Raw genomic sequence first — 22,870 nt, forward strand, 5'->3', positions numbered from 1 at the left:
GGCAGTGGCGGGGTTGCTAGCCCAGCCCGGCGTTTCCATTGGCGCCCAGCAGGGTGCCGCCGGTGCCACCGGTGCCGGGGTCGCCGGTGGGTGTGCCGTCGGTGTCGGTGCCGGCGTTACCGCCGTTGCCTCCGTCACCGATCAGGCCTGCGTCGCCGCCGTCGCCGCCCTCGCCACCGGTGCCTGTGCCGCCGCCGGCATTGGCTTGGCCGCCCTGGCCGCCGGCTCCGCCGACGCCCAACAGTTCTCCACCGCTGCCGCCGGCCCCGCCATCCCCCCGTTGCCGTTGCGGGAGATCCCGCCGGTGCCCCCGGCACCGCCGTTGCCTAGCCAGCCGGCGTCACCACCATGTCCACTGGCACCGGCGGGGCCGCTGACGCTAAACGCGCCAGCTCCGCCGGCCCCGCCGCTGGACCACAGCAGCCCGGCGTGACCCCCCTGCCCCCCGTTCCCGCTCGCGGCGACGGCGAACCCGCCGGGCCCGCCGATCCCGCCGCTACCGAACAAGAATCCGGCATTCCCGCCGGCCCCGCCCGTTCCGCCCGTGGATGTGACGTCGAAAGCACCAGATCCACCGGTGCCACCGGCTCCGCCGGCCCCACCGAGCAATCCGGCGTCCCCGCCGGCGCCGCCAATCCCCCCGCCAGCGAGAGCGGCAGGTGTGGAAGGACTTACGCCGAGTCCGCCGGCGCCACCGTGGCCTCCACCGGCGCCGACCAGCCCGGACAACAGCCCGCCTGCCCCGCCGTTCCCGCCGGCCCCCCCGAACCCGGGATTGCCCAAGCCGGCTCCGCCGGCGCCGCCGTTCCCGCCGGCCCCGAACAGCCCGCCGTTGCCCGCGTCCCCGCCGTTGCCGCCCGTAGCTCCGTTGAAGGCGGCGGCGCCGCCGGTGCCGCCGGTGCCGCCGTCTCCGGATAGCCAGCCGCCGGCTCCGCCGGCTCCGCCATTACCGGTGGTGGATCGCGCACCGGCCCCGCCGGTGCCGCCGGTGCCCCATAGTCCGGCGGCGCCGCCCGAGCCGCCGGCCCCGTCCGAGCCTGCTACGGCGGAGCCGCCCGCTCCGCCGTCGCCGAGCAGCCAGCCGCCGGGGGTGCCGTCGGCGCCGCTGCCGGCGGGTGCGGGGGTGCCGTTGCCGATTAGCGGCCGTCCGGTCAGGTCCTGGACGGGGGAGTTGATCGCCACCAGCGCCTGCTGCTGGGCGACATGGATGGGTGAGGTGCTGGTGGGGGCGTTGTATCCGTCCAGCCCCAATAGCAGCCCGCCGATGCCTCCGGCGCCGGTAGTGCCGGTGGTGGGGCCGGTTCCTCCGATGCCGCCGTTGCCGCCATTGCCGACTACCACGGCATTGCCACCGGTGCCACCGGCACCTCCGTCAGTGGGGCCGTGCCCGCCTGCGCCGCCGGTACCGCCATTGCCGAGCAGTGTCCTGCCGGTGCCGCCGCCACCACCGTCACCGCCACTCCCGATGTTGGCGGCTCCCCCGGTGCCCCCGGCGCCGCCGTCGCCCAGCCAGCCCGCACCACCCCCCGCACCACCCTCGCCCCCGGTCTCGCCGAAGCCGCCGGTACCGCCGGCGCCTCCGTTGGAGAACAACAGTCCCGCATCCCCACCGGACCCACCCGCACCACCGGCACCGCCGTACCCGCCGGTGCCGCCGGTGCCGCCGCTGCCGAATGCCCACCCGCCATCACCACCGGCGCCTCCCGCGCCCCCGGAGCCACCGCCGAAGGTGTCCCCACCGTCGCCGCCGGCGCCCCCCGGCCCGCCGAGCAACCCGGCATGGCCGCCGACTCCACCAGCGCCACCATCAAACGCTCCGTACCCACCGGTACCGCCATGGCCGCCACCGGCACCGACGACACCGGACAGCACCCCGCCGGCCCCGCCGGTTCCTCCCACACCGCCAGTCCCGCCGTTGGAAAGTCCGCCAGCGCCGCCTACTCCGCCACCGCCCAACAGTCCGCCGGCGCCACCGGCTCCGCCGGACCCGCCATCCCCGGCGCCCGAGAACCCGCCGGCTCCGCCGGTCCCCATCAGCCAGCCTCCGGCCCCACCGGCGCCCCCGTTTCCGCCGTCCCCGTTGAAGGTTCGGCCGCCGGCTCCGCCGGCGCCGCCGGTACCCCATAGCCCGGCCGCCCCGCCGTTGCCTCCGGCCATGCCGGGTGCTCCCGAGCCGCCGGCTCCGCCGTCACCGAGCAGCCAGCCGCCCGCGGCGCCGTTAGCCCCGGTGCCCGGGGCGCCGTTGGCGCCGTTGCCAATCAACGGGCGTCCGGTCAACGACAACACGGGTGCGTTGATCGCCGCGAGCAGATCCCCAGACACCACCTGGGCTGGATTGGCCAACACCGCCGCCGCGGCGGCCTCGGCGCTGGAATAAGAGCCCGCCCCGGCGGCCAGGGCCTGGGCGAATCGCTGCCCAAGCGACTGAGCTTGGGCGCTGGCGGCCTGGTAGGCCTGCGCGTGGGTGGAAAACACCGCCGCGATCGCTTGGGATACCTCATCTTGCGCCGCGGCCAGGACCTGTACGGTCGGGGCGGCCGCGGCCGCGGTGGCCTCACCCAGCGCCGAGCCGATCCCGGCCACCTCGCTGGCGGCCGAGCCCACCACTTCAGGTACTGCGATCACAAACGACATTCCCGAAACCTCCGACAGGGTCAGCACCACCGAGCAAACGGCCGGTCACCGGTGACATCTTCGTTAATTAGCACCCTAGAGCGGACCGGGCCGCCGATCGTGGCTATCGCCAAAGTCATTGTCTTGATCCTTTTTTCGTCTGGACCACGGTGCGGACTTCGTCCTCGGCGAGGCGGCTCGCGCCTACCGCAATGTCCCTCCGCGGGGCAGCAGGGCCCGGCTATTGCGCGGCTGGCAAACAGGCCGAAGCTGGCCGTTGCGGTGCCCAGTGCCGGGGTTCTGGGAGCGTTACGCTCGGGTGATGGCTGTGCTTGGGGCGCAGGCGGCGTCGACATTCGAGTCGCTGCGACCGCATCTCATGTCGGTCGCCTATCGGCTGACTGGAACCGTCGCCGACGCCGAGGACATCGTGCAGGAAGCCTGGTTGCGCTGGGACGCGGCACCGGGCCGCGACGACGTGGCCGACCTGCGTGCTTGGCTGACCACCGTGGTCAGCCGGCTTGGCCTGGACAAGTTGCGTTCGGCGGCCCGGCGGCGCGAGACCTACACCGGGCATTGGCTGCCCGAACCGGTGGTCACCGGGCTCGGGGACGCGGGGGGCGCTGATCCGCTGTCGGCGGTGGTCGCCGCCGAGGATGCCCGCTTTGCGGTCATGGTGGTGTTGGAGCGGCTCAGCCCGGATCAGCGGGTCGCGTTCGTGTTGCACGACGGGTTCGCCATGCCGTTCGCCGAGGTGGCCGGGGTGATCGGGGCCAGTGAGGCCGCCGCGCGCCAACTGGCATCGCGGGCGCGCAAGGCCGTGGCGGCGGCGCCCCCGCCTCAGCCCGACCCCACCCACGACGAGGTGGTTGGTCGGCTCATGGCGGCCATGGCCTCCGGTGACCTGCATTCGGTGGTGTCGCTGCTGCATCCGGATGTGACCTTCACCGGTGACGCAAATGGCCGCGCCCCCACCGCGGCTCGGGTGATCTGCGGCGCGGACAAGGTGGCCCGGTTCATGCTCGGCCTGGCTCGGCGCTACGGCCCAGCGTTCTACACGGCGAATCAGTTGGCCTTGGTCAACGGCGAATTGGGTTCCTACACACTGGGCACGGCCGGCGACGGCGGGCATTGGGCGATGTTGCCGCGCATCACCGCGATGACAGTGCGCGACGGAAAGGTATGCGCCCTTTGGGATATCGCCAACCCGGACAAGTTCAGCGGTTCACCCCTGCGCGACCTCGTCGGCTAGTCGCGGCGGCGCGCCCCGCCTGACCGGCATGGCAGCCGATTTTTCGCGCGCGTAAAGGCTTGGCTGAAAGCCGAAACTTCGCCAAACCGCTGGCTAGCCTGAGCTTTCTGTACCTAGCCAACAGTGCCTGCGCGGAGGTCGGCGATGTCATACGTTCTAACGATTCCCGACGCGCTGACCTCAGCGGCCAGGGATGTGCGGGGAATCGGCGCGGCGCTGGACGCAGCAAACCTGACGGCGGCGGTCCCGACCGCAGGGGTGCTGGCCGCGGGTGCCGATGAGGTGTCGGCGGCGGTCGCGGCGGTGTTTTCTGCCGATGCCCAGGACTATCAAGCGCTCAGCGCCGAGGCGACGCAGTTTCAGAGCCGGTTTGTGTCGGCGCTCAGCAATGCCGGAAGCGCCTATGCGGCCGCCGAGGCGGCCGCCGCGTCGCCGTTGGCCACCGTGCAGGAGGACCTGCTGGCTGTGATCAATGCGCCGACCCAAGCGCTGTTGGGGCGCCCGCTGATTGGCAACGGTGCCGACGGGACGGCCGCCAATCCGAATGGCGGGGCGGGCGGGTTGTTGTACGGCAGCGGCGGTGCCGGCGGCGATGGCGGATCGGGCGCCGCAATTTCCGCAGGCGTGGTCGCAGGTGCCGGCGGAGCGGGCGGGGCCGCGGGGTTGTGGGGCTCAGGAGGGGCCGGTGGTGCCGGCGGGGCCATGACCGGCGGCGGCCAAACCGGCGACGGTGGCGCCGGCGGGGCGGGCGGCCACGGCGGCTGGGTGCATGGCAATGGCGGCGCTGGTGGCGCAGCCGGATTGCTGTCCGGGGCTGGCGGGGCTGGCGGGTCCAGCTCGGGCGGGAACGCAAATGGCGGGGCCGGCGGCGCCGGCGGTGCCGGCGCCCTCGGGGGCCTGCTGAACGGGGCTGGCGGTAACGGCGGCGCCGGTGGGGCCGGCGGCAACGGCGGGGACATCAGTCCTCTTGCGGGCGGTAACGCTGGAAATGGTGGTGTCGGCGGGTCCGGCGGGGATGCCGGTCTGTTCGGTTTGGGCGGAGCCGGCGGGTCAGGCGGCGGCGGTGGGGACAGCGTCGGGCTGCAGAGCGGAGCCGGTGGCGGCGGCGGGGCCGGCGGTGATGGTGGTTTGCTCAACGGCACTGGTGGTGCGGGTGGCGCCGGTGGCGACGGTGGTAGCGCGCTTTCCGGCGGTACCGGGGGTAATGGCGGGGCGGGTGGGGCCGGCGGGGACGCCGAGCTGACCGGAGATGGCGGCAGCGGGGGAGCCGGTGGCGATGGCGGAAGTCCCGGTGGCACCGGCGCGGCCGGCGGGGCCGGCGGGGACGGCGGGCAGCGCGGCGGCAGCCCCGGCGCACCGGGTGCCGCCGGCGTCTGACTGCGCTTACCTCCCGAACTGCGGCTCGGCGGTGGCCCATGGCACGCGGCAGGCGTCACCGGAATTGAAGCCCTGCTCGGTGATGCCCAGCGCGGCGTTCATCCGCGCCCGCATGTTCTCCAAGCCGATCTGATAGGTCAGCTCGACCACTCCGGCGTCACCGAAGCGGCTCCGCAGCTCGGCCACCTGCTCGTCGGTGACGGTGTGCGGGTCGGTGGTTATCGCCTCGGCATAGGCGATAGCGGCGCGCTCGTCGTCGCTGAACAGCGGTGACGTCGCGTACTCGTCGATGTCCTCGAGCCGGTGCACGTCCAGGCCGTCGAGGCGCTGCAGCATCGATCCGAAGTCAACACACCATGAGCAGCCGATTTGGCGCGCGGTCCAGAACACGGCCAGTTCTCGCACGCCGGCCGGCAGCGTCCGTGACGCTCGCTCGACCATGGTTTCGTGCACGGCATTGGCAACCAGCAGACGCCGGTGCTGTGCCACCACGCTGAATGGCTCGGGAACTTCGCCGAGGCGCCGTTTGGCTATCCGATAAAGGGCGCCGACCAGCAGGCCGGCTCGCTTTGGGGGCAAGGGTTCGATACGGGTTTTCTGGGTCATACCCCTCAGACGAGACGGGCCGCCCGAATGTGACAGGCCGGCGCGGCGGCGCTCCAAGAATCTGCCAAGAATTCATCGAGGACTGTGCCGGAGCCTCGGGTCATGTCGTACTCGTATTTCGCGGAGCTGCCCCGGCTCGAGGACATCGAGCCCAGCGCACACACCAACGTGTTGGTCGCACACTCGCGGGTGGATCAGTCGCGCATACGAGCCGCGGTCGACACGGTCTTCGACGCTCATCCCGCCCTCGGCACCATGTTCGAACCCCGGGTGGATACCTGGACGTCTCGGCCCGGCGGCGGCTGGGGTTGGGCGGTGGAACCCCCGGGCGCGGCGGTGGCAGAGGTGGTCGCACGGCATCGGTCCAGCTTCGACATGTGCACCGGCCGGCTGTTCGCTGCGTCGCTACTTCCCGGGGCACCCGAGCGGTTGGTGCTCACCGCCAGCCAACTCTGCATCGACGGCCCGGGGTGGCAGTCGGTGGTCGACGAGTTGGTGCGCGAGTGTGACGGGGACGTCCTAAGGTCTGAAACGTCGAACGCATGAGGTAACCAGCGCCGTGCGTTGGTGCGTGCCGGAGCGGCTCCGATACCCCGGGGCCAGTTGCGTCACTTGCCCGTTGGCCGCGCCATCCCAAGCATTCTAGAATGAAATTCTAAAATGTACTGCGGGCGAGACCGCCGCGTCTACTCTATTGATTAATCAACAAAGTGACCGTATGACTCCGGTGAGTAGCTAAGACGTCCTGGAGGTCCCGAATGGGGTATGTGGTTGCCGCGCCGGAAATTTTGTCGGTCGCCGCGTCTGATCTGGCAAACATCGGGTCGATGCTTCAGGCCGCCAACGCGGCCGCGACAACCCCGACCGTTTCGGTGCTGTCGGCGGCCGCCGACGAGGTATCGGAAGCCATTGCGGAGCTGTTTGGCACCTACGCCCGTGACTATCAGGCCATCAGCGCACAGGCGGCTGGGTTTCACGCCGAGTTTGTTCAGGCCGTGAACGCGGCTGCCGAGTGGTATTCGGCCACCGAGGTCGCCAACGCGTCGCCACTGCAGACTCTGCTGGGAGCGGTCAACGCGCAAACCGAGGCCATGATCGGGCGCCCATTGATCGGCAATGGCGCCGACGGGACAGCGGCCAGCCCGAACGGCCAGGCCGGCGGGCTGCTCTATGGCAACGGCGGAAACGGCTACAGCCAAACCGAGGGTGGGCTAGCCGGTGGTAGGGGTGGTGGCGCGGGACTGATCGGCAACGGCGGTGCCGGCGGTGCCGGTGGCGCGAGTGCGGCTGGTCCGGGCGGCGCGGGCGGTGCCGGCGGCTCCGGCGGGTGGCTCTACGGCTCCGGAGGGTCCGGCGGGTGGGGCGGGAACAGCGTCACCGGTATCGGCGGAAACGCCGGGGCCGGTGGAAACGCCGGACTGTTCGGCAACGGCGGATTGGGCGGAAACGGTGGGAACTGGCTCAGCGGGGCGGCCGGTGCGGGTGGTGCCGGCGGCAACGGTGGCTGGCTGATCGGCAATGGTGGCGCCGGCGGCGCCAATGGGGGTGACGGGGGCAGCGCCGCGGGACTGTACGGCAGTGGCGGCCAGGGTGGGGATTCCGACGTCGATGGAGTCGCTGGGGGTCGCGGTGGCAACGGTGGTTGGTTGATCGGTCAGGGCGGTGCCGGCGGTGTCGGTGGTGTGGACGGTGACGGTTGCGGCGGGGGCAACGGCGGGTTGATGCTTGGCCGCGGTGGTGCGGGCGGTGTTGGTGGTGTTGGCGGTGACGGCGGTTTTGGTGGTAGCGGCGGGCTGGTGTTCGGCCTCGGTGGTGCGGGCGGTGCTGGTGGTGTTGGCGGTGACGGCGGCGCTGGCGGTAGCGCCGCGCTGCTGTTCGGTTGGGGCGGGGACGGGGGTGTCGGCGGCACCGGGGTAGCGGGGGCGGCCGGTGCGGTGGTCGCTGACCCCGGTGCTACGGGCTCGAGTGGTCTCAGTGGGGGTGACGGCGGTGTCGGTGGCGCCGGTGGTGCGGGCGGTGACGGTGGTGCGGGCGGTGCCGGTGGTCGTGGGGGTGCGCGCGGACTGTTCGGGCTGCACGGCAGTGCCGGTGCCGGTGGTATCGGTGGTGACGGTGCCCTGGGCGGGGCTGCTGGTGATGGTGGCTCCGGCGGCAACGGCGCCGCGGGACCGACGGGCGGTGACGGTGGTGCCGGCGGTGCCGGTGGCGATCCCGGCGCGGGCGGCAAGGGGGGGCATTGGCGGTGACAGCGGCAACGGCACCTATGCCGCTAGCGGTGCCACCGCCGGTGATGACGGCACCGGAACCCGCGGCATCAGCGGTAATGGCGGGGCTGGAGGTCGAGGTGCCGACGCGACCGTGGCCGGTGGTGCCGGCGGCGCTGGTGGGGCCGGCGGCGATGGCGGGCGCATTGGGTCTTGCGGCGCCGGCGGCGCCGGTGGTGACGGCATGGCGGGAACTTCGGGTGCGGATGCCACCGTCGCCGGTGCGACCGGTGGTGCCGGCGGGGCCGGCGGCGGCGGTGGTGCCGGCGGGGACGGCGGCAGGGGCGGCACGCATGCCGGCAACGGCGGAGATGGTGGCATCGGCGGCAAGGGCGGGGCCGGCGGTCTTGGCGGGCACGGCGCCACCGGTGCTGCCGGTACGCAGGCCGGTGCCAATGGAGACGATGGTGGCGATGGTGGCGTCGGCGGTGCTGGTGGTTCCGGCGGTGCCGGTGGGGCTGGCGGCGGTGCGGTAGCGGCTGGCTATGTCTCCGGCGGTCATGGCGCGGGCGGCGTTGGCGGTGACGGAGCGCTGGGCGGGGCCGCCGGTGACGGTGGTGCCGGGGCCGCCGGTAGCGCGGCGGTCAACGATGGCGCCGGTGGCGCTGGTGGTGCCGGTGGTGATCCCGGCGCGGGCGGCAAGGGGGCATTGGCGGTGACAGCGGCAACGGCACCCATGCCGCTAGCGGTGCCACCGCCGGTGATGACGGCACCGGGACCCGCGGCATCAGCGGTAATGGCGGGGCTGGAGGTCGAGGTGCCGACGCGACCGTGGCCGGTGGTGCCGGCGGCGCTGGTGGGGCCGGCGGCGATGGCGGGCGCATTGGGTCTGGCGGTGCCGGCGGTGCCGGTGGTGACGGTATGGCGGGAACTTCGGGTGCGGATGCCACCGTTGTCGGCGGATCCGGCGGCGATGGCAGTGCTGGCGGCAGCGGTGGTGCCGGCGGGGACGGCGGCAAGGGCGGCGCCGGTGCCGGCAACGGCGGCGATGGCGGGGTCGGCGGCAACGGAGCGGCCGGCGGCAACGGCGGGGACGGCGCTGACGGCAAGTTGATGTCGGTCCACAACGGCGCGGGCGGTAACGGTGGAGACAGCGGCGCTGGTGGCTCCGGCGGCAAGGGCGGCAACGGCGGCACGGCGGCGGCGGGCACCCAGGGTCATGGCGGCAACGGTGGTAACGGTGGACTGGCCGGGACTGCTGGTGACGGCGGAGACGGTGCCACCGGGGTACCTATGACTCGAGGCTGATCGGCGGGGGAGACGGATCCGGAGGGGGGACATATGGTGTCGACCCCACGGGCGGCGCCGGCGGCTCCGGCGGTGACTCCGGGTATAACGGGGCCGGCGGCGCGGGCGGAACCGGTTCCGGCATCAGTTTCAGCGGCTCGACCACGCTCACTGCAGGCAGTGGCAACGGCGGGGCGGGCGCTGATTCCGGATGGTCGGCCAGTTCCCCCAACGGCGGTGACGGCGGGGTAGGTGGCGATGGCGGGCGGCTCGGCAACGGCGGCACCGGTGGGGCCGGTGGAGCCGGGAGGGTCGGTGCCGAGGGCAGCGGCGGGCTCGCCGCGGGCGATAGCGGCGGCGCTGGTCAGGCCGGCGGGACCGGCGGTTCCGGTGGCGCCGGCGGCAAGGGCGGTTCCGAGTTCGGCAACGGCGGTAACGGCGGGGCGGGCGGGGCCGGCGGCGCCGGCGGTGTTGGCGGCACTGGCGCCGACGGGACGGTCGGCAACGCGCTGTCGAACGATATCGGCGGCGGAACTGGCGGTGACGGCGGGACCGGCGGGGCTGGCGGGTCTGGCGGAGCTGGCGGGAAAGGGGGCACCGCGGCAGCAGGTCATGCCGGCGAACAGGGCCACGGTGGGGTGGGAGGTGACGGCGGGACCGGTGGCATCGCCGGCAACGGGGGCGACGGCGCCAATGCCGTCAACCCGGGCCAAGCCGGTGGGGCCGGTGGTAACGGCGGCGATCCCGGCGCCGGTGGTGCTCTCGGCAAGGGAGGCGCGGGCTCCGTGAGAGGTGCGTCCGGCGTCTCAGGCGCCGCCGCCGATCACGGCGGCAACGGCGGCAACGGCGCAACCGCCACTACTGCCGGGGCCGCCGGTGGCGCGGGCGGCGCTGGTGGCAACGGCGGCCTGGTTGGCGACGGCGGCGACGGTGGAAACGGAGGTAACGGCGCCAGCGGCGGGGCCGGCGCTGCGGGCGCGGATGGCTCCGTCGGTCGCCCAACGAACGGCGAAGACGGCGGCACCGGCGGGATCGGCGGTGCCGGTGGCAACGGTGGTATGGGCGGAAGCCTCGCAGGTGATGGGGGCTCCGGCGGTACCGGCGGCCGGGGCGCCGATGGTGGCGATAATTCGGCCGCCGGTGCCAGCGGTGTATTCGGAATGGCGGGCGGTGCCGGTGGCACCGGCGGTGCGGGCGGGGCCGGCGGGGCCGCGGGTGCGGCACCGGTCGGCGACGCGGGCAGCTTGGGTGCCGGCGGGGTCGGTGGAACCGGCGGCCAGGGCGGCGACGGCGGCAACGGCGGCAACGGCGCCAACGGGCAAACGGGTGGCTACATCCACGGCGCTAGTGGCGGTAACGCTGGCGCCTCCGGTGCAGGGGGTGCGGGCGGGAGTGGCGGCGCTGACAGTAACGGAGCCACAAGTGCCAACGGTGCTACCGGCGCGGCGGGTACCTGGGGCAACGGTGGGAACGGCGGAAACGGCGCCGACGGCGCCGGCGGCGAGGCCGGCGGACGTGGGGGTCGTGGCGGTGACAGCCTGTACGGGACAGCGGGCGACGGCGGCGCCGGCGGCCGGGGCGGCGACGCCTATGCCGGCCACAACGCCGGAAATGGCGGAAACGGCGGGGTCGGCGGGGCCAGCAACGTCCACTCGGGCGATGGCGGTAGGGGCGGTGCCGGCGGCACCGGCCTACCAGGGGTCCCGCCCCCATTTGGGAGTGGCGACTACCTGGCCGGTAGCGGCGGGAACGGTGGTAATGCTGGTGCTCTGGGGGTCATTCCGGGTGCGCAAGGCGAATACGGCGGCGCTGCCAATGGCATCGATGGCGGCGGCGGCGGTGCCGGTGGCTTCGGCATCTCCCTATCTTGAGACGGACCGGCTCAGCGGGAGAACAGCAGCGCCCGCTTGACTTCCTGGATCGCCTTGGTCACCTCGATGCCGCGCGGGCAGGCCTCGGTGCAGTTGAACGTGGTGCGGCAGCGCCACACGCCGTCGACCTCGTTGAGGATGTCGAGTCGCTCGGCGGCCGCCTCGTCACGGCTGTCGAAAATGAAGCGGTGCGCGTTGACGATCGCCGCCGGGCCGAAGTAGCTGCCCTCGTTCCAGAACACCGGGCAGCTGGTGGTGCAGCACGCGCACAGGATGCACTTGGTGGTGTCGTCGTAGCGGGCGCGGTCGGTGGGGCTCTGAATGCGCTCCCGGGTGGGCGGGTTGCCGCTGGTGATCAGATAGGGCTTCACCGCGCGATACGCGTCGAAGAACGGCTCCATGTCGACCACCAGGTCTTTTTCCACCGGCAGCCCACGGATCGGTTCGACGGTGAGGGTGAGCTGTTTGCCCGATTTCTTGGGCAGCAGGTCACGCATCAGCACCTTGCAGGCCAGCCGGTTCACGCCGTTGATCCGCATGGCGTCGGAGCCACACACTCCGTGTGCGCAGGAACGTCGGAAGGTCAGGGTGCCGTCCAGGTAGCCCTTGATGTAGATGAGCAGGTTCAGCAGCCGGTCACTGGGCAGGCACGGCACCCGGAAGCTCTGCCAGCCGCCGGTCGATGCGAAGGCCTCGGGGGCATCCGGGTTGAACCGCGCGATCTTCACCGTCACCATCACCGCACCGTCCGGAACCGGCGGCAACGGTGGGGCCAGCGAGTCGGTGACGTCGTCGGAGGAGGCCCTCTCAGTGTCCAAAGACATCAGTACTTCCGTTCCTTGGGTTCGTAGCGGGTCTGCACGACGGGTTTGAAGTCCAGCCGGATGTCGCTGAGCAGGTCGGTGCCTTCTTTGTAGGCCATGGTGTGGCGCATGTAGTTGACGTCATCGCGGTTGGGGTAGTCCTCGCGGGCGTGCCCGCCGCGGGACTCCTTGCGGTTCAATGCGCCGACCACGGTGACTTCGGCCAGCTCCAGCAAAAAGCCCAGTTCGATGGCTTCCAGTAGATCGCTGTTGAACCGCTTCCCCTTGTCGTGCACGGTGATGCGGGAATACCGCTCCTTGAGCGCGTGGATGTCGGTGAGTGCCTGTTTGAGGGTTTCCTCGGTGCGGAACACCGCGGCATTGTTGTCCATGGTCTGCTGCAGGGCACCGCGGATGTCGGCGACGCGCTCGTTGCCGTGCTCGGACAGGATGTCGGCTACCCAGCTGACCACCATCGAGGCCGGCTCCGCCGGCATGTCCACAAAGTCGTGCCCGCGCGCGTAGCGAGCTGCGGCGATACCGGCCCGGCGGCCGAACACATTGATGTCCAGCAGCGAGTTGGTGCCCAGCCGGTTGGCGCCGTGCACCGAGACGCAGGCGCACTCACCCGCGGCGAACAGGCCGGGAACGACGTGAGTGTTGTCCCGCAGTACCTGTCCGGTGACGGTGGTGGGGATGCCGCCCATCACGTAGTGGCAGGTCGGATAGACCGGCACCAGCTCGTGCACCGGGTCCACCCCCAGATAGGTGCGGGCGAACTCGGTGATGTCGGGCAGCTTGGCCTCCAGCACGTCCTCGCCCAGGTGGCGGACGTCGATGTAGACGTAGTCCTTGTGCGGACCGGCGCCGCGGCCCTCCAACACTTCCAGCACCATCGAGCGGGCGACGATGTCGCGGGGCGCCAGGTCGACGATGGTGGGGGCGTAGCGCTCCATGAAGCGCTCGCCTTCGCCGTTGAGCAGCCGGCCGCCCTCGCCTCGTACCGCCTCGGAGATCAGGATGCCCAGGCCGGCCAGGCCGGTCGGGTGGAACTGATGGAACTCCATGTCCTCCAACGGGAGTCCCTTGCGGAAGACGATGCCGATGCCATCACCGGTCAGCGTGTGCGCGTTCGAGGTGGTCTTGTACATCCGGCCCGAACCGCCGGTCGCCAGGACGATGGCCTTGGCGTGGAAGATGTGAATGTCGCCGGTCGCCAGCTCGTAGGCGATGACTCCGGTGGCGACCGGACCGCTCGGGGTCTCGGTGAGCGCGAGATCGAGCGCATAGAACTCGTTGAAGAACTCCACGTCGTGCTTGACGCAGTTTTGGTACAGCGTCTGCAGGATCATGTGCCCGGTGCGGTCGGCGGCGTAGCAGGCCCGGCGCACCGGAGCCTTACCGTGGTCGCGCGTGTGCCCGCCGAAGCGGCGCTGGTCGATGCGGCCCTCGGGGGTGCGGTTGAACGGCATCCCCATCTTTTCCAGGTCGAGCACCGCGTCGATGGCCTCTTTGCACATGATCTCGACGGCGTCCTGGTCGGCGAGGTAGTCGCCGCCCTTGACGGTGTCGAACGTGTGCCATTCCCAGTTGTCGTCTTCGACGTTGGCCAGCGCGGCGCACATGCCGCCCTGGGCCGCGCCGGTGTGACTGCGGGTCGGATACAGCTTGGTCAGCACCGCGGTGCGGACCCGCGGACCCGCTTCTACCGCCGCACGCATGCCGGCACCGCCCGCGCCGACGATCACCACGTCGTATCGGTGTTGCTGGATCAAGGCTTGCCTTTCCGGACTTTCTGGACTTTCAGGAGATGTTCGCGTCGAACGTCAACAGCACGTAGCTGCCTAGGGCCAGCGTGAACACGATCGACACCACCAGCAGCGAATTCAGCCAGAATCGAGTGGAATCCTTGCGGCTGTAGTCGTCGATGATGACTCGCAGCCCGTTGCCGCCGTGCAACTGTGCCAGCCACAACAGCAGCAGATCCCAGGTCTGCCAGAACGGGGACGACCAGCGCTGCGCCACGTAGTTGAAGTCGATTCGGTAGACCCCGTTTTCCCACATCAGCCCGATGAACAAGTGCCCCAGCGCCAGGAACACCAGCACTACGCCGGAGAATCGCATGAACAGCCAGGCGTATTTCTCGAAGTTGGGCATGCCGGCGCGGCGACGCGGCGAACGTGGATTGTCCAGGCTGGCGGGCCGGTCGTGGCTGCGCTGCAACACCGGAGCGTGCTCGCCCCGGCCGAGCTGGTGGTCTGGGGCGCTCATAGGAAGTGCTCCGCCATGTGAATGCCCAGCACCACCGCCGACGGCACCAGGATCAGCAGCCAGGCCACGCCGACGACCGCCAACATCAGCCGCTGATAGCGCGGCCCCTCTGACCAGAAGTCGATCAAGATGATCCGGATCCCGTTCAGTGCGTGGTAGGAGACCGCGATAACCAGCCCGAATTCCATCAGGCCGACGATCGGTGTCTTGTAAGTGTCGATTACCGAGTTGTAAGCCTGTGGGCTCACCCGCACCAGGGCGGTGTCCAGAACGTGGACAAACAAGAAAAAGAAAATGGCGGCGCCGGTGATGCGGTGCAGCACCCACGACCACATTGCGGGATCGCCCCGATACAGGGTGCGTGGCGGTCGCCTTTTACGGGAAGATCCCGGCGCCTTTTTCGCGGCGGCCGGATCCACGCTTGTCGCCGTTGTGCTCACCTTTTACTGACCCCTTCCAAGCCCTTCAAGCACCCCTAAAAGCCCCTCAAAACCACGGTCGAACAGCTCTTGTCGGGCAATCGAGCTTATCTTGACCGCGATGCGCGCGATACCGCACTCTGCGATCCAGATCATGTGTCGGCTACCGGGAGTTAGGGTGACTTACCTGAAACAGGCCATCGTCGAGCGGGGTTGGGAATGCCCGATATTGATTGGAAACAATTGCGCGACAAAGCAACCCAGGTTGCGGCCGGGGCTTATGCACCCTATTCGCGGTTCCCGGTCGGTGCCGCCGCGCTGGTCGACGACGGCAGGGTCGTTACCGGGTGCAATGTGGAAAATGTCTCATACGGGCTTGCCCTGTGCGCGGAATGCGGTGTGGTGTGCGCCCTGCATGCCACGGGTGGGGGTCGGCTGGTCGCGCTGGCATGTGTCGACGGCCGCGGAGCACCGCTGATGCCGTGCGGCCGGTGTCGCCAGCTGTTGTTCGAGCACGGCGGCCCGGAGCTGCTCGTCGACCATCTCGCCGGGCCTCGCCGGCTCGGCGATCTGCTGCCCGAACCTTTCCACGCCGACCTCACCGGGGAACCAACTTGACCGACTTCGAGTTCGATGCACCGACGGTGATCCGCATCAAGCGTGACAGCGGTCGGCTGTCCGATGCTGCTATCGACTGGGTGATCGACGCCTACACCGAGGGCCGGGTCGCGCCCGAACAGATGTCGGCGCTGCTGATGGCGATTGTCTTGCAGGGCATGGACCGAGGTGAGACCGCCCGGTGGACATCGGCGATGCTGGCGTCGGGCCCGCGGTTGGACTTCTCCGATCTGCGCGCGGGCGGTGCGCCGTTGGTGACCGTGGACAAGCACTCCACCGGCGGGGTGGGGGACAAGATCACGCTGCCGCTGGTGCCTGTCGTCGTCGCCTGTGGGGGCACTGTCCCGCAGGCGTCGGGTCGTGGGCTCGGCCACACCGGCGGCACCCTGGACAAACTGGAATCCATCAGTGGATTCACCGCGACGCTGTCCAACCAGCAGGTGCGTGAACAGCTTTGCGATGTCGGCACCGCGATCTTCGCCGCTGGTGAGCTGGCGCCCGCCGATGCCAAGCTGTACGCGCTGCGCGACATCACCGGCACCGTGGAATCGCTGCCGTTGATTGCCAGCTCGATCATGAGCAAGAAGCTGGCCGAGGGGGCGGGCGCGCTGGTGCTGGACGTGAAGGTCGGCTCGGGAGCGTTTCTGAAATCCGAAACCCAATCACGTGAATTGGCACACACCATGGTCGAGCTGGGCGCGGCACACGGCGTGCCCACCCGAGCGCTGCTGACCGACATGAACTGTCCGTTGGGCTCGACCGTCGGCAATGCGCTCGAGGTGGCCGAGGCGCTGGAGGTGCTCGACGGCGGTGGGCCGCCCGACGTGGTGGAACTGACGGTGCGGTTGGCAGCCGAGATGCTCGACCTGGTTGGGATCGATGGCCGCGACCCGGCCGAGACGCTGCGCGACGGCTCCGCGATGGACCGGTTTCGCCGGCTGATCGCGGCCCAGGGGGGAGAGTTGGCCAAACCGTTGCCGATTGGTGCGCATTCGGAAACCGTCCGGGCCGGCCGCGGCGGCACAATGGGCGACATCGATGCGATGGCGGTGGGGTTGGCGGCATGGCGGCTCGGCGCGGGCAGGTCCCGCCCCGGCGCACGGGTCCAGCACGGCGCTGGCATTCGGATCCATCGGCGACCGGGGGAGCCGGTGGCGGCCGGTGAGCCCTTGTTCACGCTCTATACCGACACCCCCGAGCGGTTCGGCGCCGCGGTAGCCGAGCTGGCCGCCGGCTTCAGCGTCGCTGACAGCGCGCCGACCACTCGGCCTCTCATCATTGATCGGATCAGCCGATGACAGACATGCCGACGCTAGACGCAATCCGGCAGGCGCCCAAGGCCCTGCTGCATGACCACCTCGACGGCGGGTTACGTCCGGAAACCGTGCTCGACATAGCCGGCCAGGTCGGGTACGACGGCTTGCCCTCCACCGATGCCGGGGAGCTGGCGAGTTGGTTTCGCACGCAGTCGCACAGCGGCTCGCTGGAGCGCTACCTGGAGCCGTTCTCGCACACCGTCGCGGTGATGCAGACGCCCGAAGCGCTGTATCGGGTCGCCTACGAGTGTGTGGAAGATCTGGCCGCCGACGCGGTGGTCTATGCCGAGATTCGTTTTGCGCCAGAACTACACATCAATCAGGGATTGACCTTCGACGAGATCGTCGACGCGGTGTTGGCGGGCTTTGCCGCCGGCGAACGGGCCTGTGCCGGTGCCGGGTGTCCCATCAAGGTGCGCCTGCTGGTCACCGCGATGCGACACGCGGCCATGTCGCGCGAGATTGCCGAGCTGGCGATCCGGTTCCGCGACAAAGGGGTAGTGGGCTTCGACATCGCCGGCGCGGAAGCCGGCTACCCGCCGTCGAGGCACTTGGACGCATTCGAGTACATGCGGGACAACAACGCGCGCTTCACGATTCATGCTGGTGAGGTGTTCGGTCTGCCGTCCATCCACGAGGCGATCGCGTTTTGCGGAGCGGACCGGTTGGGTCATGGGGTGCGGATCGTCGACGACATCGAGGTGGGTCCCGACGGCGATGTGAAGTTGGGCCGGCTGGCGGCAATCCTGCGGGACAAGCGGATTCCGTTGGAGCTGTGCCCCAGCTCCAACGTCCAGACCGGAGCGGTGGCCAGCATCGCCGAGCACCCCTTTGACCTGTTGGCCCGCAGCCGATTCCGGGTCACCGTCAACACCGATAACCGGTTGATGAGCGACACATCGATGAGCCAGGAGATGTACCGCCTGGTGGAGACGTTCGGCTACGGGTGGAGCGATATCCAACGCTTCACGATCAATGCCATGAAGTCGGCGTTCATTGCTTTTGACGAGCGCCTGGAGATCATCGACGAGGTGATCAAGCCGCGGTTCGCGGTGCTGATCGGCTAGCCGGGCGGCTACCCGCCGGAATTGCCGAACACCAGTCCGCCGGACCCGCCGGCACCGCCGACTCCGTCCTGTCCGTCGTTTCCGGCCGGGATGTCGGGCGGACTGTCGGGCCCGCCGGCCCCGCCGGTCCCCGCCGCTCCGCCGGAGCCGCCGGAGCCGATGACCTGTGCGGCTCCGCCGTTTCCGCTGTTTCCGCCGTTGCCGCCGGTGCTACCCGGGTAAAAGCTGGCCGTTCCGGCTCCGCCCGCGCCGCCGCTGCCGCCGGAGCCGTAGAGCCATCCGGCCGTGCCGCCGGTGCCGCCGGCTCCGCCAGTGCCTCCGAGCAGACCGTCGACCCCATCCGGGGTACCCGCTACTCCACCTTATCCGCCGGCCCCGCCGTTGCCGATCAACCATCCGGCGGCGCCGCCGGTGCCGCCGCTGCCGCCGCCGCCGGCGAACACTACGGTGCCGGGCCCCCCCTACTCCGCCGTTTCCGCCGCTTCCGCCGTCGCCGAATAGCCTTGCGGCCCCGCCGCCACCGCCACTACCACCGGTCCCGCTTGCGGAATCCCCCAACCCGCCGACACCACCGGTCCCGCCGGCACCTCCGCTGCCGGCCAACCAACCGCCGTAGCCGCCCTGGCCACCGTGACCGGCGTCGCCACCGGCGGGGGCGTTGCCATTGCCGCCGGTTCCGCCGGTCCCACCAGCCCCGCCGGCTCCGAACAATCCGGCGGCACCGCCATTGCCTCCCGCCCCGCCACCGCCGGCGATGTAGTTTGACGCCACGCTGGCGCCGCCTTGCCCGCCGGCCCCGGCGTCGCCGGACAGCCAGCCGCCGCCTCCGCCGTTGCCACCGGTGCCGCCATTTCCGGCATGGATTCCAGTCCCGCCACCAGCTTCTCCGCCGGTGCCGCCTTGGCCGCCGATGCCCCCGCGGCCCCACCAGCCGGCGGCTCCGCCGGCTCCGCCGTTACCGCCGTTACCGGGCAAGCCGGCGACGGCGTCTCCGCCGGTTCCGCCGGTTCCGCCGGTTCCGCCGTTGCCGAACAGCCAGCCACCGGCGCCGCCGTTGCCGCCGGCCGCACCGGAGCCGCCGGTGCCACCGGCGCCGCCGTTGCCGATCAACCCGGCTGCACCTCCGGCCCCCCGGCTTGCCCGGCGGCGCCGGAGCCGCCGGCGCCGCCGTTGCCGTAGAGCCAGCCGCCGTCGCCGCCGGCTTGCCCGGTGCCCGGTGCCCCGTCGGCGCCGTCGCCGATTAGTGGGCGGCCAAAGATGTCGGGGATCCCGTTGCCCGAGTACAGTCGTCCGCCCACGCCGCTGGCGCCGGCGCTTCCGGTCACCCTCGCGGCCCCGGTTCCGCCGACCCCGCCTTCCCCGCCGCCACCGCCGGCACCGATCAGCTGTGCCGCCCCGCCGTTGCCGCCGTTGCCGCCGTTGCCGCTGTAGCCCGAGACTTGGTTGGTATTGCCGGCGCCGCCGGCGCCACCATTGCCGATCAGCCCGCCGATGCTGCCGGTGCCGCCATTACCGCCGCTGCCGCCGGCGCCGCCGTTGCCGTAGAGCCACCCGCCAGCGCCACCGGTCCCGCCGGCCCCGCCGTCGCCGGTAAACGTCTGGCTTGCCCCGCCGGCCCCGCCGGCGCCACCGGCGGCGCCGTCGCCGAACAATCCGGCGGCACCACCGCTGCCACCCGCGCCGCCGTTGCCGGGAAAGACGGGGCTGGTACTGTCCAGGACCCCGCCGGCCCCGGCGTTACCACTGAGCCACCCGGCGCGCCCGCCATCGCCACCGGCGCCGCCGTCGCTCGCGCCGACTAATCCCGCCGGTCCGCCGTCGCCGCCTTGTCCGCCGGCTCCGCCGTCGCCGAAGAGCCCGGCGGCGCCCCCGGCCCCACCGACCCCGCCGGCACCGGCAACCAGGCCATGGTCGGCGGCGTTGCCGTCTCCGCCGACTCCGCCGTTGCCACCGGCACCGGCGTTGCCGGCGAACCATCCGCCGTTGCCGCCGCTGCCGCCGTTGCCACCGACCCCGCCCGTTTGGCCGTAGGCGATATCGGCCGGGTCGCCGCCGGCGGCCCCGCCCTCGCCGCCCGCGCCGCCGGCCCCACCAGTGCCGCACCAGCCGGCCGCGCCACCGTTGCCGCCGTTGCCACCGTTGTTGCCGTTGAAGCTCACCGGCCCCGGCGCGCCGGCCCCACCGGCACCACCCGCGCCGCCGTTGCCGTAGAGCCAGCCCCCGGTCCCGCCGGCACCGCCGGAGCCACCGGCGCCGCCGATCCCGCCGGCACCGCCGTTGCCGATCAACCCGGCCGCCCCGCCGGCCCCGCCGGCCGCTCCGGGGTTGGTGCCCGCGGCGCCGTTACCGCCGCTGCCGTAGAGCAGTCCACCGGCTCCGCCGGCCTGCCCTGGCGCGGTTCCGTCGGCGCCGTCGCCGATCAGCGGGCGCCCCAACAGTGCTTGGGTGGGGGCGTTGACGACATTGAGCAGGTCTTGCAATGGCGTGGCGGCGGCGGCCTCGGCGCTGGAGTACAGGCCGCCACCCGCGGTCAGGGCCGCCACGAATTGATCGTGAAACGCTGTCATCCGGGCGCCGAGGCTCTGATAGTCCAGGGCGTGGCCGGAAAACAGCGAGGCGATGGCTTCGGAGACCTCATCGGTCCCGGCGGCCAGCAGCTCCGCGGTGGGTGCCGCGACCGCGGTATTGGCCGTGTTGATCGCCGAGCCGATATTCGCCAAATCCGACGCCGCGGCCGTCACCATCTCCGGAGCCACCAACACAAACGCCATCGCTGCCCTCCAAGTCGGATTCCCCATCAACAAGATCGACAGCGCATGGTGGCATCCGGGCGTTTCGATTGTGATTCATATGATTTGCTGAAGCCCCGTCCAATTCATGGACGCCCCGTCGTGCTTGCCCGCCATTGGCTGTCAGCCGGGTGCGGGGCATCTGTGATGATGGGCGGGTGGCAGCAGCGACCGAAAACCCCAAATCGGGGTCTAGACCCGTCGACTCGCCGGCTCTCGCACACATCGATGCGGTATTGGCGCAGGTTGACCAGGAGTTGGCGGCTCGCTACCCGGGCGACGGCCCCGGCGTGCAACCGGTGCACACCGTGTACGTCAGCGCCGCCGAAGCTACCTCCCAGACGCCTTCCCAGTGGGGTGCCGCCGCCGCCGCGTTGCTGCAGCGCCATGTCGACCTATTGAGCGAACTTGGCGACGATGCGGCACTTGGGTTGGTCCAGCGACGTCTGGCCGCCGGCCCCATCGAGGACCTACGGCTGGACTTCGAGGACGGGTACGGGATACGCGGTGACGACGTGGAGGACGACGACGCCGTGCGCGCCGGACAGACGTTGCGGTCGCTGGGACTGCCTGTCTGCGGCGTCCGGATCAAGGGCTTGACCAGCTCCGAGTGGCGTCGGGCGCTACGCACACTGGAGCTGGTGCTCGACGGTGCGGGTGGCGTTCCGGACGGTTTCGTCTTCACCGTGCCCAAGCTTCGCGCCGGGGACCAGGTCGGCGCGGCGGTGCAATTGTGTGAGGCCCTGGAAACAGCGCACGGCTTGCCGACGGGCGCTCTGAAGTTCGAATTGCAGATCGAGAGCCCGCAGGCAGTCATCGGCCCGGACGGCGCCGCTACCCTCGCACGAGCGATCCACATGTCGCAGCGCCGCTGCACCGGCCTGCACTACGGCACCTACGACTACAGTGCCGCGTGCGGGATCGCACCTCAGCACCAGGCGCTCGATCACCCGGTGGCCGACCACGCCAAGGCGGTGATGCTTGCCGCGGCCGCGCAGACCGGTGTCCGGGTCTCCGACGGATCCACCAACGTGATGCCTGAGGGAACCGAAGAGCAAGTGGTGCAGGCGTTTCGGAGTCACTACCGGTTGGTCACCCGGTCGCTGGAACGCGGTTATTACCAGGGATGGGACATGCATCCCGGCCACCTGGTCACCCGATGGCTTGCCACCTTCACCTTTTTCCGGGCGGCGCTGGGCGTTGCCGCCCCGCGGCTGCAGGCTTATCTCGAGCGCGCCGGTGGTGGTGTCATCGACGAGCCGGCCACCGCGGAGGCACTGGCGGCGGTCGTGCTGCGTGGCCTTGATTGTGGAGCCTTCAGTGCCGACCAGGTGCGCGACGCCGCACCTGGCGCCACTGAGTCAGTGCTGCGAGCCCTAAAAATGCGAATACCGCAGGAGTACAACCCTTCATGACAGATACCCCGGACTTCACCTGGCTGCCCGATCTGGCGCTGCGACCGCTTGGCGGCGCGGTGATTTGGGCCAACGATGAGTCGTTCGCCGAAAAAGAGAACCTGATCAATCCGGGCCCCGCAAGCTATCGCCCGGCTTCCTTTGGGCACAAGGGCCAGGTCTATGACGGATGGGAGACCCGCCGTCGCCGTGAGCCTGGTCACGACCAGGCGATCGTGCGACTCGGTGTCCCGGGTGTGATCCGCGGTGTGGTGGTCGACACCGCGTGGTTCAAGGGCAACTACCCGCCCGAAGTCTCGATCGAGGCGTTAGCGGTCGACGGTTATCCGCCGGCCGAGCAGCTGGCCAGCGACGGTGGCTGGGAAACGATCGTGGCCCGTGCCAAGGTGGTCGGTGACGCCGACAATCCCTCTGTGGTCAGCTCCGAAAAGCGTTGGACCCATGTGCGGCTCAGCATCTATCCGGACGGCGGCGTGGCGCGGTTGCGGGTACACGGAGAGGGACGTCCCGACCGTCGGTTCCTAGGTGCCGGCCTGCTGGATCTGGCCGCGCTGGAAAATGGCGGGCTGGTGCTGGACTGCTCGAACCGCTTCTACAGCTCGCCGCAGCACGTCATCTTCCCGGGCCTGGCGCGAGTCATGGGTGACGGTTGGGAGACTGCCCGGCGTCGTGACGATGGCAACGACTGGGTGCTGATCAAGCTGGCCGGCCCCGGCGTGGTGCGGCTGGTCGAAATCGACACGTCGTATTTCGTCGGGAATAGTCCGGGCGCGGCGGCGGTGGTTGGTCGGCAGCCCACTGGCGAATGGATCGAGCTGCTACCGCGCACCAACCTCTTGCCCGACACCCGGCACCGGTTTCTGGTCAGCACCAAAGATGTTGTGGATCAGGCTCGTTTGGAGATCTATCCGGATGGCGGGCTATCGCGGCTGCGGCTGTTCGGGGACCTGGCGTGACCGGGT

Annotated in this window: 18 protein-coding genes and 3 pseudogenes; 12 read left to right on the plus strand and 9 right to left on the minus strand. The window is 70.8% G+C overall.

Features of this window, described 5'->3' with window-relative positions; all coding sequences use genetic code 11:
• Window positions 1-16: 16 nt before the first annotated feature.
• On the minus strand, window positions 17-241 hold the full coding sequence (locus tag CKW46_RS08895; protein WP_259594188.1) for a PE-PGRS family protein: 225 nt from the start codon (window positions 239-241) through the stop codon (window positions 17-19).
• Window positions 142-2,634, minus strand: a complete 2,493-nt coding sequence (locus tag CKW46_RS08900; protein WP_482053061.1) for a PE family protein — start codon at window positions 2,632-2,634, stop codon at window positions 142-144. Before CKW46_RS08900 ends, CKW46_RS08895 begins: the two co-directional genes overlap by 100 nt.
• A gap of 301 nt (window positions 2,635-2,935) precedes the next feature.
• Between CKW46_RS08900 and CKW46_RS08905 the strand changes: the two genes are divergently transcribed.
• Together CKW46_RS08905 and CKW46_RS08910 are read left to right on the plus strand one after the other, a co-directional pair.
• Window positions 2,936-3,865: a sigma-70 family RNA polymerase sigma factor gene (locus CKW46_RS08905; protein ID WP_161966762.1), complete on the plus strand. Its 930-nt coding sequence runs from the start codon at window positions 2,936-2,938 to the stop codon at window positions 3,863-3,865.
• 144 nt (window positions 3,866-4,009) lie between these two features.
• The gene (locus CKW46_RS08910) at window positions 4,010-5,242 is read left to right on the plus strand and encodes a PE family protein (RefSeq protein ID WP_482053062.1); all 1,233 of its coding nucleotides are present in this window, start codon (window positions 4,010-4,012) and stop codon (window positions 5,240-5,242) included.
• A 6-nt stretch (window positions 5,243-5,248) separates the two neighbouring features.
• Here CKW46_RS08910 and CKW46_RS08915 read toward each other — a convergent pair.
• A pseudogene (locus tag CKW46_RS08915) lies at window positions 5,249-5,881 on the minus strand (carboxymuconolactone decarboxylase family protein); the annotation flags it as partial.
• 69 nt (window positions 5,882-5,950) lie between these two features.
• Here CKW46_RS08915 and CKW46_RS08920 point away from each other — a divergent pair.
• From CKW46_RS08920 to CKW46_RS08940, 5 genes are all read left to right on the plus strand, one after another.
• Window positions 5,951-6,394 carry a condensation domain-containing protein gene (locus CKW46_RS08920; protein WP_015354785.1) on the plus strand — a complete coding sequence of 148 codons (444 nt, stop codon included), beginning with the start codon at window positions 5,951-5,953 and terminating at the stop codon, window positions 6,392-6,394.
• Between the two features lie 212 nt (window positions 6,395-6,606).
• A complete protein-coding gene (locus CKW46_RS08925) occupies window positions 6,607-8,094 on the plus strand; it encodes a PE family protein (RefSeq protein WP_482053063.1) in 1,488 nt (495 codons plus the stop codon).
• Window positions 8,033-9,166 (plus strand): hypothetical protein, encoded by a 1,134-nt coding sequence (locus tag CKW46_RS08930; RefSeq protein ID WP_499019052.1) that lies wholly within the window; start codon window positions 8,033-8,035, stop codon window positions 9,164-9,166. Before CKW46_RS08925 ends, CKW46_RS08930 begins: the two co-directional genes overlap by 62 nt.
• Window positions 9,166-9,360 carry a hypothetical protein gene (locus tag CKW46_RS08935; RefSeq protein ID WP_499019054.1) on the plus strand — a complete coding sequence of 65 codons (195 nt, stop codon included), beginning with the start codon at window positions 9,166-9,168 and terminating at the stop codon, window positions 9,358-9,360. Before CKW46_RS08930 ends, CKW46_RS08935 begins: the two co-directional genes overlap by 1 nt.
• 122 nt (window positions 9,361-9,482) lie before the next feature.
• Window positions 9,483-11,210 carry a hypothetical protein gene (locus tag CKW46_RS08940; RefSeq protein ID WP_499019253.1) on the plus strand — a complete coding sequence of 576 codons (1,728 nt, stop codon included), beginning with the start codon at window positions 9,483-9,485 and terminating at the stop codon, window positions 11,208-11,210.
• Window positions 11,211-11,221: 11 nt separating this feature from the next.
• Here the strand turns inward: CKW46_RS08940 and CKW46_RS08945 are convergent, their stop codons facing one another.
• Genes CKW46_RS08945 through sdhC form a run of 4 tightly spaced genes read right to left on the minus strand, consistent with a single transcriptional unit; the run spans window position 11,222 to window position 14,619 of the window.
• The gene (locus tag CKW46_RS08945) at window positions 11,222-12,034 is read right to left on the minus strand and encodes a succinate dehydrogenase iron-sulfur subunit (RefSeq protein WP_020788440.1); all 813 of its coding nucleotides are present in this window, start codon (window positions 12,032-12,034) and stop codon (window positions 11,222-11,224) included.
• Window positions 12,034-13,788: a succinate dehydrogenase flavoprotein subunit gene (gene sdhA / locus CKW46_RS08950; protein WP_015354789.1), complete on the minus strand. Its 1,755-nt coding sequence runs from the start codon at window positions 13,786-13,788 to the stop codon at window positions 12,034-12,036. Before sdhA ends, CKW46_RS08945 begins: the two co-directional genes overlap by 1 nt.
• Before the next feature lie 28 nt (window positions 13,789-13,816).
• The gene (locus CKW46_RS08955; protein WP_012393082.1) at window positions 13,817-14,284 is read right to left on the minus strand and encodes a succinate dehydrogenase hydrophobic membrane anchor subunit; all 468 of its coding nucleotides are present in this window, start codon (window positions 14,282-14,284) and stop codon (window positions 13,817-13,819) included.
• Window positions 14,281-14,619 carry a succinate dehydrogenase, cytochrome b556 subunit gene (sdhC, locus tag CKW46_RS08960; RefSeq protein WP_012393083.1) on the minus strand — a complete coding sequence of 113 codons (339 nt, stop codon included), beginning with the start codon at window positions 14,617-14,619 and terminating at the stop codon, window positions 14,281-14,283. Before sdhC ends, CKW46_RS08955 begins: the two co-directional genes overlap by 4 nt.
• Window positions 14,620-14,922: 303 nt before the next feature.
• Between sdhC and CKW46_RS08965 the strand changes: the two genes are divergently transcribed.
• From CKW46_RS08965 to CKW46_RS08975, 3 genes are read left to right on the plus strand one after another with little or no spacing between them, the layout of a single operon-like run.
• Window positions 14,923-15,321, plus strand: a complete 399-nt coding sequence (locus CKW46_RS08965) for a cytidine deaminase (protein WP_012393084.1) — start codon at window positions 14,923-14,925, stop codon at window positions 15,319-15,321.
• A complete protein-coding gene (locus CKW46_RS08970) occupies window positions 15,318-16,619 on the plus strand; it encodes a thymidine phosphorylase (protein ID WP_482053065.1) in 1,302 nt (433 codons plus the stop codon). The genes CKW46_RS08965 and CKW46_RS08970 overlap by 4 nt, the downstream gene beginning before the upstream one ends.
• Window positions 16,616-17,704, plus strand: coding sequence for an adenosine deaminase (locus tag CKW46_RS08975; protein ID WP_482053066.1), 1,089 nt, complete (start codon window positions 16,616-16,618; stop codon window positions 17,702-17,704). Before CKW46_RS08970 ends, CKW46_RS08975 begins: the two co-directional genes overlap by 4 nt.
• 978 nt (window positions 17,705-18,682) lie before the next feature.
• Here CKW46_RS08975 and CKW46_RS08980 read toward each other — a convergent pair.
• Both CKW46_RS08980 and CKW46_RS08985 read right to left on the minus strand, forming a co-directional pair.
• Window positions 18,683-18,960, minus strand: a pseudogene (locus tag CKW46_RS08980) (PGRS repeat-containing protein); the annotation flags it as partial.
• A gap of 1,014 nt (window positions 18,961-19,974) precedes the next feature.
• A pseudogene (locus CKW46_RS08985) lies at window positions 19,975-20,502 on the minus strand (PE family protein); the annotation flags it as partial.
• A 122-nt stretch (window positions 20,503-20,624) separates the two neighbouring features.
• Here CKW46_RS08985 and CKW46_RS08990 point away from each other — a divergent pair.
• Entirely contained in the window at window positions 20,625-21,908 is a 1,284-nt protein-coding gene (locus CKW46_RS08990; protein WP_117438006.1) for a DUF6986 family protein, read from the plus strand.
• Window positions 21,905-22,864, plus strand: a complete 960-nt coding sequence (gene alc / locus CKW46_RS08995; protein WP_482053067.1) for an allantoicase — start codon at window positions 21,905-21,907, stop codon at window positions 22,862-22,864. The genes CKW46_RS08990 and alc overlap by 4 nt, the downstream gene beginning before the upstream one ends.
• Window positions 22,865-22,870: the final 6 nt, after the last annotated feature.

This window comes from Mycobacterium liflandii, from assembly GCF_022354805.1.
Classification (GTDB): Bacteria; Actinomycetota; Actinomycetes; order Mycobacteriales; family Mycobacteriaceae; genus Mycobacterium; species Mycobacterium marinum.

Coding starts and splice junctions, on each gene's coding strand:
- CKW46_RS08925 (WP_482053063.1), top strand. CDS start 6,607: ATGGGGTATGTGGTTGCCGCGCCGGAAATTTTGTCGGTCGCCGCGTCT.
- CKW46_RS08910 (WP_482053062.1), top strand. CDS start 4,010: ATGTCATACGTTCTAACGATTCCCGACGCGCTGACCTCAGCGGCCAGG.
- CKW46_RS08905 (WP_161966762.1), top strand. CDS start 2,936: ATGGCTGTGCTTGGGGCGCAGGCGGCGTCGACATTCGAGTCGCTGCGA.
- CKW46_RS08955 (WP_012393082.1), bottom strand. CDS start 14,284: ATGAGCGCCCCAGACCACCAGCTCGGCCGGGGCGAGCACGCTCCGGTG.
- CKW46_RS08900 (WP_482053061.1), bottom strand. CDS start 2,634: ATGTCGTTTGTGATCGCAGTACCTGAAGTGGTGGGCTCGGCCGCCAGC.
- sdhC (WP_012393083.1), bottom strand. CDS start 14,619: ATGTGGTCGTGGGTGCTGCACCGCATCACCGGCGCCGCCATTTTCTTT.
- CKW46_RS08920 (WP_015354785.1), top strand. CDS start 5,951: ATGTCGTACTCGTATTTCGCGGAGCTGCCCCGGCTCGAGGACATCGAG.
- CKW46_RS08975 (WP_482053066.1), top strand. CDS start 16,616: ATGACAGACATGCCGACGCTAGACGCAATCCGGCAGGCGCCCAAGGCC.
- alc (WP_482053067.1), top strand. CDS start 21,905: ATGACAGATACCCCGGACTTCACCTGGCTGCCCGATCTGGCGCTGCGA.
- CKW46_RS08945 (WP_020788440.1), bottom strand. CDS start 12,034: ATGTCTTTGGACACTGAGAGGGCCTCCTCCGACGACGTCACCGACTCG.
- CKW46_RS08965 (WP_012393084.1), top strand. CDS start 14,923: ATGCCCGATATTGATTGGAAACAATTGCGCGACAAAGCAACCCAGGTT.
- CKW46_RS08935 (WP_499019054.1), top strand. CDS start 9,166: ATGTCGGTCCACAACGGCGCGGGCGGTAACGGTGGAGACAGCGGCGCT.